This window comes from Ravibacter arvi (assembly GCF_039540405.1).
Classification (GTDB): Bacteria; Bacteroidota; Bacteroidia; order Cytophagales; family Spirosomataceae; genus Ravibacter; species Ravibacter arvi.
This window is the reverse complement of record NZ_BAABEY010000016.1, coordinates 57,569-73,195: the sequence shown is the minus strand read 5'-3', so window position 1 is coordinate 73,195 and position 15,627 is coordinate 57,569. Positions and strand designations below refer to the sequence as shown.

Sequence of the window (15,627 nt, the reverse complement as noted above, 5' to 3'; positions counted from 1 at the left end):
ATCCAATTTATTCTCATGACACTCAAAAAAACTAAAATTGTTGCCACCGTCGGGCCGGCTTCCGAGTCCCTGGAAACCCTCGTGGCTTTGGCAAAAGCAGGTGTAAACGTTTTTAGGCTAAACTTCTCGCACGGCTCCCACGCCGAACATCTTGAAAGAATCAAAAGAATACGCCAGATTAATGAAACACACGGTTTCAACCTATGCATCCTGCAGGACTTGCAGGGACCGAAAATCAGGATCGGGAATGTAGAAGAAAAGTCGGGCGTATTGATCCAGCCCGGCCAGAAGCTGACCTTCACCAATGAAAACGTAGTTGGCACTTCCGAGCGCGTGAGTACTCCCTATGACGGTATGTACAACGACGTAAAGGTCGGCGAAAGAATCCTGCTGGACGACGGCAAGCTGGAGGTAAAAGTGACAGAAATTGTCGGCTCCGAAGTTATCACTGAGGTGGTATATGGTGGTTACCTGAAATCAAAGAAAGGCGTAAACCTGCCCAACACCTTGGTCTCCATGCCTTCTGTAACCACCAAAGACTACCAGGACCTCGAGTTCGGACTTGAGAACGATGTCGAATGGATTGCGCTTTCATTTGTGCGTAAAGCCTCTGACATCGAAGCGGTTCGCGAATACATTAACGCCAAAGGCAAAACTACCCGGATTGTAGCCAAGATTGAAAAGCCCGAGGCGGTTGAAAATATTGACAGCATTATTGCCGCTACCGATGCGATCATGGTAGCCCGCGGCGACCTTGGCGTGGAGCTTCCGGCCGAAGATGTGCCGATGATCCAGAAAATGCTGGTCGAAAAATGTAACCGCGTAGGGAAGCCGGTCATCGTAGCAACTCAAATGCTCGAAAGTATGATCGAAAATCCGAGGCCGACCCGGGCAGAAATCAATGATGTGGCCAACGCGGTCCTTGACGGTACGGATGCCGTCATGCTGAGCGCGGAAACTGCTTCCGGCGACTACCCCGTCCTGGCGGTTCAAAACATGACCCGTACCATTGAAAGAATCGAAGAACAATCAAACTCGCTTTATTTCAAGTACCATGCGCAGGTTAACGAAGACCCGAACGCCCCGGACCTACTTTACGATAACGTAGTAATGAGCGCATGCCGCCTGGCCCGGGATACCAAGGCTAAGGCGTTGATCGGGATTACGAATTCCGGTTACACAGCCACGAGGCTCTCTCACCACCGCCCCAAAGCTCATCTCTTTATATTTACGTCGAACAGAACTCTCATGAATACGCTCGGCCTGTATTGGGGGACGCGGGTTTTCTATTATGAGACCGAAGAAAATATCTCGACCGACGAAACGATAGACGCGATTAAGCGATTCCTGGTAGACCGCGGTGAGCTTGTAGAAGGCGATGTGTTTATTAATACTTTGAGCATGCCTATATCCAAGGTACGTAAAACCAATGCTTTAAAATTGAGTATTGTGTAACCATACTTCCTCCCGTAAACAAAAACGCCGGCCTGCTGCCGGTGTTTTTGTTTACGGGGTGCATAAAAAATACCACCGGCTGCATTCGCTATAATAACGGGAGATTCAGAACGAAGCCCCGGTGATACTCACCATTATAGACAAAATTTTCTAAAAAAAATTCAGTAAGATTCGTTCCTGACCGGCTTAATGGTTTTAACAACACAGACAGTTCTTCGCCTGAAACCTATACAGCACCAGGGGCATATTTTTCTCACCTAATCAGAATATCAACCAAAACTGCCAGGCAGATGTTAAAAGATAAATGCAATTTGCTTCTCGTATCGCTCGGATTGATGCTTCCTTTCTCGGGAACCGCGCAAAAAGTAACGCCTTCAAAGGAGGACATCACCAGTCTTACTGCACTTTGGAAGGGAGAAAGATCTCCGGACGGGCGTCCGCGGGTATCCGACGAACTGCTGGAGCGGCTCCGGAATATCTCCCTGGAAGAAGCCTGGGGGGTTCTCCGCAATAAAGGCTACCACAACCAATACGAAGGGAATTGGACCATTATACACCCGGACAGCGCCATGAGCGGCAGAGTAGTTACCGCTCAATACATGCCCATGCGGCCCGACTATCATGACATGATCAAGGAGGCCGGGAAAAAAGACGGGCGCGGCCAGGCCGGGTTCACCAATTCCTGGCCGATCGAAGTATTGAAAGACGGCGATGTCTACGTAGCTGACGGCTATCAAAAAGTTGTTGACGGAACGCTTATCGGCGACAACCTGGGAAACTCGATTTATGCGAAATCAAAACGGGGCGTGATCTTCTATGGCGGTGTCAGGGATGTTGCCGGCCTTACCCGCATAGAAGGGTTCAACGCCTGGCACAAGGGAGAGGACCCCTCTTTTATCAAAGACATGATGCTGGCCGGTATCAATGTCCCGATCCGCATCGGGCGTGCAACCGTGCTGCCCGGAGACGCCGTCCTCGCTAAAAAAGGCGGCGTAGTGTTCATCCCCGCGCACCTGCTGTCGGAAGTGGTGATCACCTCGGAAATTACAGCGCTCCGCGATGAATTCGGCATCAAACGGCTGAAGGAAGGCAGGTACTCGCCCGGCGATATCGACAGCCAGTGGAGTGAAGCCATCCGGAAGGACTTCCTGGATTGGCTGAACAAATACCCCGGAAAACTCCCGATGTCCAAAAAAGAGCTGGACGACTACCTCAAAGAACGCAATTATTGAGCTGCAGATCGGGGGCCGATCCGCTGAACAGTAACAGGCGATCCTCACCCTTGTCTGACCCCTTGTATCGCTCGTTTATATCTTCAGTATTTACTAACAACCTTTAATTTCTGCAGAATGAAAAGTATACTGACTCAGATTATAGAACAAAACAGGGAAGTCGAACGGCAGGAAAGGGCTGAGGCGGAATCGCAGATCGGCGATCCTTCAACGAAAAACGACCGGCGGAATTTCCTGAAAAGAGGCCTGGCGGGAGGGATCGCGCTCGGCGGCTTTATGGCAATGTCCGTGGAAGATACCGTGGCGCAGGCTACTTCCAAAGTAAGCCGCGCCTCCAAACCGTCGGAGCTAAAAATAACGGACCTCCGCTACTGCATTGTACAGAATGTGGGACGGACGCCCATCATCCGTATCGATACCAACCAGGGGATTTATGGCCTGGGCGAAGTACGCGACGGGGCGGACGAGCGGTACGCGCTTATGCTTAAAAGCAGGCTGCTGGGGCAGAATCCCTGTAATGTGGAGCAAATGTTCAAGGTCATCAAACAGTTCGGGCATCATGCGCGCCAGGCAGGCGGGGTTTGCGCGGTAGAGATGGCATTGTGGGATTTATGCGGGAAAGCCTATGGCGTTCCGTGCTGGCAGCTCCTGGGCGGCCGCTACCGCGATAAAGTAAGGCTTTACGCCGACACGCCCGAATTCAAAGATCTGAGCACTTTCCAGGAGCGGATAAAATACAGGACCGTCACCCAGGGTTATTCCTGGCTGAAAATGGATGTATCCATTGGCCTGCTGCGTAACATGCCTGACGGATTGGTGAACAACGAATTCTGGGGCGGTGCATACTCCCAATGGGGCGGGGACTGGCATTCCTACGCGAATACCAAACATCCCTTTACTGGCGTCCAAATCACTGAAAAAGGCATAGAATATATGGCGGGCGTGGTAGAATCGGTCAGAAAAGTGGTCGGCTACCAGATTCCGATAGCCACCGATCACTACGGGCATTTTGATCTCAACAATAACATCCGGCTCGGAAAAGCGCTTGACAAATTCCGACTGGCATGGTTTGAAGACATGGTCCCGTGGGAATACACCGATCAGTGGCGCCAGATTACAGAAGCCCTGGATACCCCTACCCTTACCGGCGAGGATATTTACCTGAAACAAGGATTCAAACCCCTGATCGATGCCCATGCAGTAGACATCGTCCACCCGGATCTCGCCTCTTCAGGCGGATTGCTGGAAACCAAGCGAATCGGGGACTATGCCGAAGAAAACGGGATTGCAATGGCCATGCACTTTGCCGGGACCCCGGTCAGTTTTATGGCCAACGTACATTGTGCGGCGGCTACTCAGAATTTTCTCGCGCTGGAGCATCACTCCGTAGACGTAGACTGGTGGGAAAGCCTGGTAAAAACCACCGATGGCCGTAAGCTTATCGAAAAAGGCTACGGTGTTGTCCCCCTGAGCGCTCCCGGGTTGGGAATCGAATTGAACGATGAGGTGGTGAAACAACACCTGCACCCCAAGGACAAAAGCTATTTTGCTCCTACCACGGAGTGGGACGATGTACGTTCTCACGACCGGTTGTGGAGCTAAAGTGGAGTAAACCGGGAATTCTATAGGATGACCATCCGGACGGTATTATCCGGATGGTCATCCCGACCGCAGTGGAGGGATCTCCCGCTCCCAGTACCCAATCCCTTTTAGAGGACTTTTTTAGCAACAGGACATCCTTCGACTCCACTGCGTTCCGCTACCATTGACAACAACAAGTTTGGAGCCGCACCAACCGGAGGGTCGTCCCGACCGCAGTGGAGGGATCTCCCGCTCCCTGCACTCAATCCCTTTCAGAGGACTTTTTTATAGCAACAGGAGATCCTTCAGTTCCACTGCGTTCCATTCAGGATGACCATCCGGCAGATGCGCTACAGGATGACCGTCCGGGTGGTAGCCTCCGGCTACCATTGGCTACCATTGACAACATCTATTTGTAATCTCCGCTACAAGGCGTTTTCGCAAAAACTTCTTTCTCGAAATGACAGGCCCTTGCAGGCTATTCCTCCGTTCTGAAACTTTTGGTGATCCAGCCTCCGCCGATTACATCGTCGCCTTCATAAAAAACAGCGGCCTGTCCCGGCGCGATTCCGCTCACTGCATCATGGAAATTCACCGTAATTTTATCGGGACCTTCCTGTAAGAGAGTGGCAGGCGCACCTTCGTGCTTGTATCTCACTTTCGTTACAGAGTCAATCGTTCCTTCTATTGCCGGGTATTTCTGAAGGTTGAGCCGCTGGACAACCATACCGTCTTTATAGAGATCGGGCATGTCACCCAGCACTACCTCGTTGGTCTCTTTTCTTATCTCGGTTACGAAGACCGGCCTGCCAAGTGCTATTCCCAGTCCTTTACGCTGACCGATTGTATAAAACGGGTATCCCTCGTGCTTTCCAAGTACTTTCCCGTCTGTAGATATAAAATTTCCGCCGGCGACTTCAGCCTCCAGAGTCGGGATTCTTCGTTTGAGGAAGCCGCGGTAATCGTTATCAGGCACAAAGCAGATTTCGTAGCTTTCTGATTTGTTCACCAATTCCACAAAACCACGTTCTCCGGCCATCTCCCTGATCTCTGTTTTCCTGAGGTGCCCGAGGGGCAGCTTGGTACGTTGCAGACTTTCCTGGGAAATCCCCCACAGGACATAGCTTTGGTCTTTTGTCGAATCAATTCCCTTGGAAATTACATGCCGACCATTTTCCTGCCTGATATTGGCATAATGACCGGTAGCAATAAACTCGCAGTCCAGGCGATCGGCCCGGCGCAAAAGGGCGTCCCACTTGATATGCGTGTTGCACAACACACAAGGATTCGGCGTTCTGCCCTCCAGGTACTCTCCGGTAAAATGATCGATTACATAATCCCCGAATTCGTTCCGGATGTCGAGAATATAATGCGGGAACCCCAATTGAACAGCGATGTTCCGCGCGTCATTGATGGAGTCGAGGGAACAGCACCCGGTTTCTTTTTTTGTGCCGCCGCTACCGGCATAGTCCCATGTTTTCATGGTCATGCCGATCACTTCGTACCCTTCTTCGTGTAACATTACAGCCGCAAGCGAGCTGTCGATTCCGCCACTCATGGCGACAAGGATTCTTCCGTTTTTACTCATGGATCAATCTGCGAAGGTTCAAGGCCTTCCGACTTTTTATAGATTAAAAATACACCTGCTCCGATTTGAAAATTCAGAATCAGGGCAGGTGCGTCCCCTAAAAGGGAATATTTACGGTAACAAAATAACCGGTTGTTAAGTTCTCCTTACAACTTCGGCCCGACGGAATCATATACCACCACTCTTTCCCAGAGATAAGCGTAGTCCTCTACAAATTTCACATGCGTCGGATGCGTCTGGTAGGTAGCTTCCTCTTCGCCATTGTTGAATACCAGCAACCAGGATATGGCATAGCTTCTGTCAATAACGGGACGGGTGGTGTCGGCCGGGTAGCCGATGTGAGCCGTAATATAACCGGGAATATCAATCAACGTATTCAAGCCCTCCACCAACTTATTTTTGTCGGCTTCACTGCCGGGATTTTTCATCCAGAAAAATACATGATGTACAAAAAGCCCGGGTTTAGATGATTCTGCCATATCGCTGTCTGAAAATAATTACTTGTAAAAAAAACTATTTCTTTTCCGGGAACGGGATGACCAGTTTTTCTCCCCGCTCGGCGAAATTTTTGTTCTTGTTGTTGGCCCGCATAATCAGATCTACGCTTACGCCGTATTTCTTCCCAACCACCCTCAAAATATCGCCGGGACCTACCGTATGGACGGCCTGTACCCTGACATTGACCTTCTGTCCCGACTTGAGCCCCCCTTCCTTTATAGAGGGATTCAGGGACTTCAAGGTTTGTTGGGTCAGGTTATAGCGGGTAGCTATACTACTAATGGTTTCACCCGAAGCAGCGGTATGCACATAGGACTTCCCGTCTGTTGATTGCGCAGCGGGAGCCGCCGAAGCCTCACTTTTCTCCTCCTTTTTAGGTTCGGATTTGGCTTCCTGCCCGGCCGAACCAGGCACAGGAGCCGGTCCTGAGGCATTGGCATCGATCTGTGAAGGCTGATCGTAGGCCTCCAGGGAAACCACTTCCTGTTTTCCGTCGGTATTGGTTACTTCGTTGGTATCACCCGGATCGTCAGTGAGGTAATCATAGCCCACAAACAGTAGCGCAACAACCAACGCCGTCAATATAAACAGCGTAATTACCGGGAGCTTAGACTTCTCGACCGGGCGAACATTGCGTTTTTTTTGTCTATCGTCTTCCATAATAGCCTGATTCTATATCTGATCAAAACCCTTGCAATTAAATGGATTTTTTCAAATCTCTGTTCATTTCTACCACCTTCTCTTTCAGAGACTCCTTGTAGTCGGCCAGCCTTGCGGCGACCTCGTCGTTGGAAGCACCTATTATCTGCGCAGCCAATATACCGGCATTCTTCGCACCGTTGAGTGCCACGGTAGCTACCGGAACGCCGCCCGGCATCTGCAGGATAGAAAGCACGGAATCCCACCCGTCAATTGAATTGCTCGACAGAATCGGTACGCCGATAACGGGCAACGTGGTCAGAGAAGCGACCATTCCGGGCAGGTGAGCGGCTCCGCCCGCGCCTGCAATAATGACTTTCAGACCACGCTCACGCGCAGACCGGCCGTATTCCACCATTCTCTCCGGCGTCCGATGCGCCGATACCACTTCAATCTCAAAAGCAATGCCCAACTCTTCCAATGCATCTCCGGCCTCTTTCATGATCCTCAGATCAGAAAGGCTTCCCATAATGATCCCTACCATTATTAGCTAGTTTATACGATCTGATTTATTTCTCTATGCAGGTGCACCGATCAGCTGATCACCCGGATATTTGATTTCACAAAATCCACCTTTTCGGTAAGCAGCTCCAGATTTTCGCTCATCACCGTCACGTGGCCCATTTTACGGAATGGCTTTGTAATCTTTTTACCATACAAAAAGGGGAATACCGCCTTTTCCGCCAGGAGCTTTTCTATTCCTTCGTAACGGGCGGGACCTTCAAACCCGGGCTCTCCCAGCAAATTAACCATAGCCGCCGGCGAAAACGAGCTGGTATCACCGAGAGGAAGGTCGAGGATTGCCCGCCAATGCTGCTCGTACTGCGAGGTAACATTGGCTCGTATCGTATGGTGCCCGCTGTTGTGCGGCCGTGGCGCCACTTCGTTGACCAGCACATCACCCTCTTTTGTGAGAAACATTTCTACCGCAAGCAGGCCTGTTATACCCAGTGCTTCTGCTACCTCAACAGCCAGCGTAACGGCCTTGTCTTCTACTTCCCGCGTGACAGATGCAGGTGCGAACAGGTATTCCACCAGGTGTTTTTCGGGGTGAAATGCCATTTCCACAACCGGGAAAGTCCTGACTTCACCGCCGGGCCTCCGGGCGACGATAACCGCCAGCTCCTTTTCAAACGGAATGGCTTTTTCCAACACGCCAGGCGCATCGAACGCCGATTCGAAATCGTCGGCAGTTGCAATTTTCCTCACGCCCTGGCCATCGTACCCGTCTTTTCCCAGTTTATGAAATGCAGGCAGCATAGCCGCGTTTGAGCGGACGTCCGCCCTGCTGTCGGTCAGCACAAATGGAGCCGTCGCAATCCCGTGATCCTGGTAGAACTGCTTTTGAACCCGTTTGTCCTGTATAATACGGAGGACAGACGGTTGCGGATATACTTGTTTCCCTTCTTTCTCCAGCGCCTCGAGCGCATCTATATTGACCTTTTCAATCTCGACGGTAATCAGGTCGAGGCCTTTACCGAAGGCATATACGGTATCAAAATCCTGGATGGAGCCCTGTTGAAAGTGAGGCGCCAGTTTACTGCAGGGGGCATCCGGATCTCCGTCCAGAACGCTGATGTCCAGATTCCAGTCCACTGAAGCCTGCAACAACATCAATCCCAACTGCCCGCCGCCCAGGATACCTATTTTCGTAGAAAGCATGAAGTACTTATATGTTCTATTTCTCTGCAAAAATCGGCTAAAAAGCGGAGAAGAAAAAAATATACCTTCAAATCGAGATTTGGTACTGAAGCACCACCGCGCTTTTGCGCCCCTTCTTTTGCAGCGACGGCCCGTCACCAGCCTCATTGGCAAAATAGGGCCTGCTTTCATAATTGAGGCTCCACTTGCCTTTGTGACCATTGACAAGCCAGTTGAGCCCGGCATTCCAGACGTTCATTCTGCCGCTTATCCGGTCGTAATCGGCGCTTTGCCAGGAAACATAAGGCATCAGCGTGCCCTGGCTTCCCAGCAGGTCATCCCGGAATTTATAACCTGCCTGAGTATACACTACGCTTCCGTTTCCGAACATCGGGAAGGCATTGCCGTGGGTACCGCCCGCACCTGCAAGCGGCTTACCGGTTCCGGTTGCGGGGTTCATGATCCCGTTAAAGCGAAGATATCCTTTACCGTAGGAAGTGCCATAATATCCAAAATAGGCCGATAAAGCTGCCCCGTTACTCTCCCGGATCGGTTTATCCAAAAACGCAGCTACCGACCACAGCAACATATCATGATAAACTGTGTCCGCGCCTGCTTTCCGCCAGGTGGCATTCTTTTGGCTGATTACGCCGGCTTCCAGGTTCAGCACCCGCCGCTTTCCCAGGTAAGTCCCCGTCATGTATCCAGGCGTGGTATTGTCTTCCGTGTCCCAGAAATTATAAATCAGCATACCTTGAAAAGATTTGGCGAGGCGACTGCTCGTAAAAACCGAATGTTCGCTTATCCCCGCCGTAGCCGCGCCGTTGGTTTCTATCGGGAACATGTCGGCCACGCCCACCCGGTAGTTGAATTTACCCACCTGACCGCGGGAGTAAATACTTAATTTCCTGTCGAACTGATCGATCTGATCCACTGTTGCCTGCGCAAAAACCGGCACGTCCGTAGTCATAATAGAACCTACACTGGGTTGACTGAACCTTGATAGCCCGTTGACTACCGTCAGCCCGCCTCCGATCCTAACGAATTGCTCCCCTCTCCGCCACAAGTCATATTCACCGACCGCATCGTGAAAAAAAGCCGCAATTTTCCGGTTCTGGGTAATTCCGGCCGGCGCATTGGCCTGGTAGGCGGCTGTCCGGTTAAAATTGTTCATCCCGAATTGCATGTAAAGAAAGACCCGGTCGGTAACCTGTCCGTACATCTGGATGCGGGTTCTTCTTAGTCCGAAATCCAGTGTCTGATTTTTGGGATTTCCGAATACAGTAGTGCCCGGATTGCTTTCGTTGAGCCGCACCCACGTTTGGTTAAGAAACACGAATCTGAAATACTGGCTTCCCGATTCGTTCAGATTAATGCGGAGATCTTTGTTGAAAAAAGACTTTGCCGGGATTTCGTCCGGAACATTTTTTGCTGCCGTCTGGGAAAATAAAAAGAATGGCAGGCACAGCATCCCTGTTGTGAGCAAATATTTCATAGGGTAAAGAGATGTCGGAAATCAGAAATCGGCTGCGCTGCATTAGCCGCGTCGTGTAAGCCGCTCGCTACACTGATTCCCGTTCACACGCTTCAGCTTTCCGATCCCTGATTTCCGATTTCCGATCTCAGACAGCTGACGCTTACAATTATTTTTCCGGCGTATACAAGGCTATAAGGGCCTTCGTTTGCACAAAAAAACAATTTATGTCGGAAAAAACATTGCAAAACATTAAAAAAACAAGGGATATTGTACTTAGTAAAGAAAGACGAACTTAAAAGCCCGTATGCTAAAACCCGTTGCGTCCCAGCCTTCAATTTTCCCGTTTGGCTTAAGAATCGACGAACCCGTGGCCACCGTCACCGATCTGGCGGTAGCGCTGGTTTGCGGTTATGCCTATGTACAAATGGGGCGGAAATACCTGCATTCCCGCGCGCAGGTACATTTCAGGAACTACTTCCTCCTGGTCGCAGTCGCTACCACACTGGGCGGGTTGATCGGGCACGGCTTTTTGTACGCGTTCAGCTTCGCCTGGAAACTTCCGGGCTGGCTGGTCGGCATCGTGTCCGTATCGCTCGTTGAACGTGCAGCCATTTCGCATGCGCGGGGCCTGATCCGGCCCGGAATAGCACGCTTTTTCCTGGCGCTCAATATTGTCGAAATGGTTGCCATTCTGGTTATTACCATAGCAACCCTCGATTTCAGGTGGGTGGAATACCACAACGCCTACGGATTGATAGTCAATGTGGTCGGGTTTCACGGGTATGTCTTTTACAGAACCCGCGACAGGGGCAGTCTTATTGTGTTGGGCGCAGTCGTCATCACCGCTGTAGCATCGGTGGTTTTCACACGGCACATTTCCTTACATCAGTGGTTTAATTATATCGACCTGAGCCATGTTCTTTTGGCAATAGCCGCCTATATTATGTACCTGGGCGCAATCAGACTCGGTCGTCACGAGAAATCATTACAGCCGAACTCTCCTGCGCAAACCGAAGCGCACGGCCGGTCATAAAGCCCCCTGAAAACAGCTCGTGCTATTTTCCGCGCTGCCACCTGGCTGCAGCGGCTTGCGCATAAGAAAGGAATCCGGCTGCCGCCCGCTCGTAAGAAGCATCACCTTTCGAGACCCCGTTTTCGTCCAACACGTCCTGGGTATACTGGGACTCGAAAATTTTTGGCGAAATAACCGAATCGCCGTTCAGGACATTAATAATTTTACCCAGCATGGTACTCATTTCAATACAGGGCAATCGGCCGCCTTTGCCATTTGACACCCCGGCAAAAGCAAAAACCCGGTCGTTAAACAAAGTATGAAAATGCCTGCTTCCCAGTTGGTGGTAAGCATTGATCAGCTCGCCGCCGGTCATCCAATTATATTCCGGGACAACAAACACCACCAATTCCGCCTGTGCCCAGGTGGTGATCAGTCGTTGCTGAAATACGGTAAGGTTCGATGGGTCCAAATCTCCCCTGCCGACGAGGGGAATGTCCGCATCTTCGAAGTCCACCAGCGACACCTCGTTTCCATCGACATCGGCGGCGATACCCGACAGGAATTTCGCCACCTTCAGGGAATTGCTTCCTTTCCTTGGAGAAGTACAAATGACTGCAATTTTCATTTTTCTGCTTTTTAGGTTTCCGAACGTCTTACCAGATCCGCTAAAGTTTCAATCCAGATCGGCTTGTCGTTCAGGCTCGGTACGAGGTCCCAGCGCTCGCCGCCGTTTTCGAGGAACAATTCTTTATACTCCTCTCCTACTTCCTCGGTAGTTTCCAGGCAATCCGCTACAAATGCCGGGGAAAATGCGAGAACGGACTTCACGCCATTCTTTGCAAGCGCTTTGACAACATCCTCGGTGTAGGGCTGAATCCACGGGTCTTTTCCCAACCGCGACTGAAAGCAGGTGGTCACGCTTTCTTCCTTCAAATTCAGCTCCCTCACCAGTGCCCGGGTAGTGGCATAGCTTTGCGCCAGGTAACAATGCTGGTTTTCTGCGGTGATGGCCTTCCTGCATCCGGCTTTTTCGCAGTCGTGCCCGCCGACATAGGCTTTTGTCAACTGTCTTTCCGGCAGGCCGTGGTAACTGAATACAAAGTGCTCGTAGCGGTCGCGGGTCAGAAAGGGCTGCGCCGAATCCGCGAAGCCCCGGATCACTCCCGGGTGGTCGTAGAAGCTGTTAACGAACCTGATATCCGGTATAATCTGCCATTGGTTGACTATCCGCATTACCTCTTCGTGTACGGACCCCGTAGTCGCCGAGGCATACTGCGGGAAAAAGGGGATCACTATGATACGGCCAATATCAGCGCGCCCGGCGAAAGCCGATAATGCGCTCTCGATAGAAGGGTTCTGATAACGCATTCCCAGCTTTACCACGTATTGCCCGCCTAGCTTTTCCTGTAACAATTTTTCAACCGCCAGGCCGTATACTTTCAGCGGTGAGCCTTCGGCAAGCCACACTTTCTTGTATACCGCAGCGGATTTGGGAGCCCGGAACGGCGCGATGATACAATTCACCAGAAACCACCGCGACAAAAAGGGGATATCGATTACCCGACGGTCCATCAGGAATTGCCGCAGGTATTTGCGGACGTCGGGGACGCTTGTCGAATCCGGGGTCCCGAGGTTTACCAGTAATACGCCCGTTTTGCCTAATATGCCTGAGTTCATTGATTCGGATCTAAACTTGAAGAACATTTGGAATAAACTTTCGACCTTAAACTGCCAAAAGCCGCCATATCCCGGTAATAAAAAACAAAACCAGCCCGACCGGCGTCAGGACCTTCCAGCCGAGATAAATCAGCTGGTCCACGCGCAACCTCGGCAAGGTCCACCGGGCCCACATTTGGACGATCACGGCAAGGAGTGCTTTCAGAAGCAGCCAGCCTATACCGGTTACATAGCCCGCCAACGTGCCGGGTGTTCCGCTGGTCCAATCGGCCAGTTTCAGCGGCCCGATATTCGGAAGCGGAGTGTTCCAGCTTCCCAAAAACAAAATTGCCCCCAGAAGCGATACCAGCAACATCATACCGTATTCCGCCAGCATTAAAACTGCATAGCGCATACCGGAATATTCCGTCTGAAAACCGCCTACCAATTCCGATTCACCTTCCGGGATATCAAATGGTGCGCGGTTACATTCCGCAAGGGAGGCGATGAAAAATACGATATACGCCAGGAAAAGAAATGGGCTTCTGAAGATATTCCAGGTCAGGAAACCACCTACTTCCGTGACGTCTATTCCAAGATCCTTAACCCCGAACAGGTAGTTAGGCTCGGCGGTATAAATTCCCTGCATGAAACTGATGGCCTGCAAATCAAGCGACTGGCAAAACATGACGACACATAAAACCGACAGCGTCATCGGGATTTCATAGGAGATCATCTGCGAAACCGCGCGGATGGCGCCTATTAACGAGTACTTGTTGTTTGACCCCCAGCCCGCCATCAATATCCCGAGCACGTCGACTGCTATAATCGTCAGAAGGAAGAAGACACCGACTGACGCGGTAGAGCCGCGCAGATCAGGCGCCAGGGGCAATACCGCAAACCCGGCGAAAACCGAACAGAAAATAACAAAAGGAGCGAGTAAAAAAAGCTTTCTATCGGCTGCTTTCGGGACGATGTCCTCTTTTAAAATCAGCTTGATTAAATCGGCGAACAATTGCAGCAGCCCCCATTTCCCGACTTCCATAGGACCCATCCGGTCCTGGATAAAAGCAGAAACTTTTCTCTCCAGGTAAACACCCACAATTACAAATGCGGGCACCATGACAGCGAAAACGAATAATGTATAAGGCACTTCTTAAGAAGCTTTGCAGGGATTCAATTACCCAGGCAAAAGTACCGAAAATGTAGCACATGCGACCGAAAATATAGCATATGCTTCGAAAATATAACAGATATCGGCTATATGGCCGGAAAATCTGTCAAAAGTCCCCGCGACCTACAACACCGACTCTACCAACCCCGGCACCAGGCCAAAAAGCAACGTAGCGACAGTAGCCCCAATCAGCAGTATTTTAAAGAACGGCGCTACACGGATCTTCCCGGTTTCTCCTTCTCTCATATAAACCGCGATAATCACACGGAAGTAGTAAAACAACCCCACTACGGCCATCAGGATAGCAAACACCAGCAACCACACCATACCACGCTCTGCGGCTGTACTGAATACTAGGAACTTGCCCCAGAAACCCGCGGTAAGCGGTATCCCGGAAAGTGATAACATAGAGACGGTCAATACAAAAGCCAGCAATGGGTTCTTCTCGGCCAGCCCATTGAAGATTTCAAATGATTCATTCGGCTGTCCGTCCTCTGTAAGCGGATATACTTTTGACACCAGGATCAGTACTCCGAAAGCGGTAATGGTAGCCAGCGAATAAGCGAGCGAATAGAACACGATGGCGGTCGACGATTTCTCGGTAAGCGCAGTAAGTGCAATCAACAGGTAGCCGGCATGCGAAATACTTGAATAGGCCATCATGCGCTTGAAACTCTTCTGAGAGGCGGCAGTAATATTACCGGTCAACAGGGTCAGTACGGTAATTACCGCAAGCACACCCCACCATTCGCCCTGAATTGATGCGAACGACTCGGAAAGAAGACGGTAAATCGCAACAACTCCGGCCGTTTTAACGACCGTAGACATAAACGCCGTAAAAATAGTCGGTGACCCCTCGTAAACATCCGGAGTCCAGAAATGGAAAGGAGCTGCGGAGACCTTGAACAACATGCCGATAAGCAAAAGAAACAAACCGGCATAGAACAACGGAGTCTGGCCGCCGTTGGCAGAAGCGTAGCTTTTGAAACCCGACAGCTCGAATGAACCCGTCGCACCGTAAAGCAGGGCTATGCCAAAAAGCAGGATACCTGAGGCGAAAGCGCCCATCAAAAAATACTTCAGGGCAGCTTCGTTGGAACGCAGGTTTCTCTTCTCACTACCTGCCAGCACGTACATCGCAATTGAAAGGATTTCAAGGCCGATAAAGAACATAATCATGTTCTCGAAGCCGATCATCACGAGCGCACCAACGAGCGAAAAAATCATCAATGCAAAATACTCGGCCGGCTGCGCTTCTTCGTCATCCAGGAACCCGCCGCTCATAGCCATCACCATAAAGGCCGAAAGCAGGGTAATAAAACCGAATGCTATGGTCACATTATTGACCCGCAGCATATCGAAGAAATAAAGCAGCTGTCCTTCACCCCAATCCACCAGGCCGCTCAGGAAAGCGACAATCACAAACAACAATGCCGACGGCAATAGCAAATTCTTTGACTTGGACAGTCCAACGAACAAAGTGGCCATGCCGAAAACGGACAATAAAATAATTGGATACATATTCTATTTGCTGTTGACAGTACCCTGTCTTCTTTATTTCTTTTATTTAACCAACCGGCGGGCACAGTAAGTGCAGCCGGCATATTTTTC

At 50.8% G+C, this 15,627-nt stretch carries 14 protein-coding genes; 4 read left to right on the top strand and 10 right to left on the bottom strand.

The genetic code is table 11. The features are described from left to right. Positions 1-15 precede the first annotated feature (15 nt). The 3 genes from pyk to ABD852_RS07815 all read left to right on the top strand — a co-directional run bounded on the left by pyk (position 16) and on the right by ABD852_RS07815 (position 4,289). Complete coding sequence (gene pyk / locus ABD852_RS07825) at positions 16-1,455, top strand: pyruvate kinase (RefSeq protein ID WP_345027692.1); 1,440 nt, start codon at positions 16-18, stop codon at positions 1,453-1,455. A 335-nt stretch (positions 1,456-1,790) separates the two neighbouring features. Then, complete coding sequence (locus ABD852_RS07820) at positions 1,791-2,687, top strand: RraA family protein (protein ID WP_345027815.1); 897 nt, start codon at positions 1,791-1,793, stop codon at positions 2,685-2,687. Positions 2,688-2,804: 117 nt separating this feature from the next. Further along, positions 2,805-4,289: a mandelate racemase/muconate lactonizing enzyme family protein gene (locus ABD852_RS07815; RefSeq protein ID WP_345027691.1), complete on the top strand. Its 1,485-nt coding sequence runs from the start codon at positions 2,805-2,807 to the stop codon at positions 4,287-4,289. 457 nt (positions 4,290-4,746) lie between these two features. Here the strand turns inward: ABD852_RS07815 and mnmA are convergent, their stop codons facing one another. From mnmA to ABD852_RS07785, 6 genes are all read right to left on the bottom strand, one after another. Further along, entirely contained in the window at positions 4,747-5,856 is a 1,110-nt protein-coding gene (mnmA, locus tag ABD852_RS07810) for a tRNA 2-thiouridine(34) synthase MnmA (protein ID WP_345027688.1), read from the bottom strand. A gap of 146 nt (positions 5,857-6,002) precedes the next feature. Further along, the gene (locus ABD852_RS07805) at positions 6,003-6,335 is read right to left on the bottom strand and encodes a Dabb family protein (protein ID WP_345027687.1); all 333 of its coding nucleotides are present in this window, start codon (positions 6,333-6,335) and stop codon (positions 6,003-6,005) included. Positions 6,336-6,369: 34 nt separating this feature from the next. Then, positions 6,370-7,014 carry a LysM peptidoglycan-binding domain-containing protein gene (locus ABD852_RS07800; RefSeq protein WP_345027686.1) on the bottom strand — a complete coding sequence of 215 codons (645 nt, stop codon included), beginning with the start codon at positions 7,012-7,014 and terminating at the stop codon, positions 6,370-6,372. Between the two features lie 37 nt (positions 7,015-7,051). Beyond that, positions 7,052-7,537 (bottom strand): 5-(carboxyamino)imidazole ribonucleotide mutase, encoded by a 486-nt coding sequence (purE, locus tag ABD852_RS07795; RefSeq protein WP_345027685.1) that lies wholly within the window; start codon positions 7,535-7,537, stop codon positions 7,052-7,054. A gap of 50 nt (positions 7,538-7,587) precedes the next feature. Then, on the bottom strand, positions 7,588-8,715 hold the full coding sequence (locus ABD852_RS07790; protein ID WP_345027684.1) for a 5-(carboxyamino)imidazole ribonucleotide synthase: 1,128 nt from the start codon (positions 8,713-8,715) through the stop codon (positions 7,588-7,590). 67 nt (positions 8,716-8,782) lie between these two features. Continuing rightward, the gene (locus ABD852_RS07785; protein WP_345027683.1) at positions 8,783-10,189 is read right to left on the bottom strand and encodes a hypothetical protein; all 1,407 of its coding nucleotides are present in this window, start codon (positions 10,187-10,189) and stop codon (positions 8,783-8,785) included. A 286-nt stretch (positions 10,190-10,475) separates the two neighbouring features. On the opposite strand from ABD852_RS07785, the gene ABD852_RS07780 reads away from it, so the two are divergent. Next, complete coding sequence (locus ABD852_RS07780) at positions 10,476-11,204, top strand: DUF6962 family protein (protein ID WP_345027682.1); 729 nt, start codon at positions 10,476-10,478, stop codon at positions 11,202-11,204. Positions 11,205-11,226: 22 nt separating this feature from the next. Here ABD852_RS07780 and ABD852_RS07775 read toward each other — a convergent pair whose 3' ends face one another. The 4 genes from ABD852_RS07775 to ABD852_RS07760 form a co-directional block, all read right to left on the bottom strand. Further along, positions 11,227-11,811 carry an NADPH-dependent FMN reductase gene (locus ABD852_RS07775; RefSeq protein ID WP_345027681.1) on the bottom strand — a complete coding sequence of 195 codons (585 nt, stop codon included), beginning with the start codon at positions 11,809-11,811 and terminating at the stop codon, positions 11,227-11,229. An 11-nt stretch (positions 11,812-11,822) separates the two neighbouring features. Further along, positions 11,823-12,863 carry a ferrochelatase gene (hemH, locus tag ABD852_RS07770; protein ID WP_345027680.1) on the bottom strand — a complete coding sequence of 347 codons (1,041 nt, stop codon included), beginning with the start codon at positions 12,861-12,863 and terminating at the stop codon, positions 11,823-11,825. Positions 12,864-12,909: 46 nt separating this feature from the next. After that, complete coding sequence (locus ABD852_RS07765) at positions 12,910-13,995, bottom strand: complex I subunit 1/NuoH family protein (protein WP_345027679.1); 1,086 nt, start codon at positions 13,993-13,995, stop codon at positions 12,910-12,912. 144 nt (positions 13,996-14,139) lie between these two features. Next, complete coding sequence (locus ABD852_RS07760) at positions 14,140-15,537, bottom strand: NADH-quinone oxidoreductase subunit N (RefSeq protein WP_345027678.1); 1,398 nt, start codon at positions 15,535-15,537, stop codon at positions 14,140-14,142. Positions 15,538-15,627: the final 90 nt, after the last annotated feature.

What these genes read in the sequence shown, in the direction of transcription:
- hemH (WP_345027680.1), bottom strand. Translation starts at nt 12,863, where the DNA reads ATGAACTCAGGCATATTAGGCAAAACGGGCGTATTACTGGTAAACCTC.
- pyk (WP_345027692.1), top strand. Translation starts at nt 16, where the DNA reads ATGACACTCAAAAAAACTAAAATTGTTGCCACCGTCGGGCCGGCTTCC.
- ABD852_RS07800 (WP_345027686.1), bottom strand. Translation starts at nt 7,014, where the DNA reads ATGGAAGACGATAGACAAAAAAAACGCAATGTTCGCCCGGTCGAGAAG.
- ABD852_RS07820 (WP_345027815.1), top strand. Translation starts at nt 1,791, where the DNA reads ATGCTTCCTTTCTCGGGAACCGCGCAAAAAGTAACGCCTTCAAAGGAG.
- ABD852_RS07780 (WP_345027682.1), top strand. Translation starts at nt 10,476, where the DNA reads ATGCTAAAACCCGTTGCGTCCCAGCCTTCAATTTTCCCGTTTGGCTTA.
- mnmA (WP_345027688.1), bottom strand. Translation starts at nt 5,856, where the DNA reads ATGAGTAAAAACGGAAGAATCCTTGTCGCCATGAGTGGCGGAATCGAC.
- ABD852_RS07815 (WP_345027691.1), top strand. Translation starts at nt 2,805, where the DNA reads ATGAAAAGTATACTGACTCAGATTATAGAACAAAACAGGGAAGTCGAA.
- ABD852_RS07790 (WP_345027684.1), bottom strand. Translation starts at nt 8,715, where the DNA reads ATGCTTTCTACGAAAATAGGTATCCTGGGCGGCGGGCAGTTGGGATTG.
- purE (WP_345027685.1), bottom strand. Translation starts at nt 7,537, where the DNA reads ATGGTAGGGATCATTATGGGAAGCCTTTCTGATCTGAGGATCATGAAA.
- ABD852_RS07775 (WP_345027681.1), bottom strand. Translation starts at nt 11,811, where the DNA reads ATGAAAATTGCAGTCATTTGTACTTCTCCAAGGAAAGGAAGCAATTCC.
- ABD852_RS07805 (WP_345027687.1), bottom strand. Translation starts at nt 6,335, where the DNA reads ATGGCAGAATCATCTAAACCCGGGCTTTTTGTACATCATGTATTTTTC.
- ABD852_RS07785 (WP_345027683.1), bottom strand. Translation starts at nt 10,189, where the DNA reads ATGAAATATTTGCTCACAACAGGGATGCTGTGCCTGCCATTCTTTTTA.
- ABD852_RS07760 (WP_345027678.1), bottom strand. Translation starts at nt 15,537, where the DNA reads ATGTATCCAATTATTTTATTGTCCGTTTTCGGCATGGCCACTTTGTTC.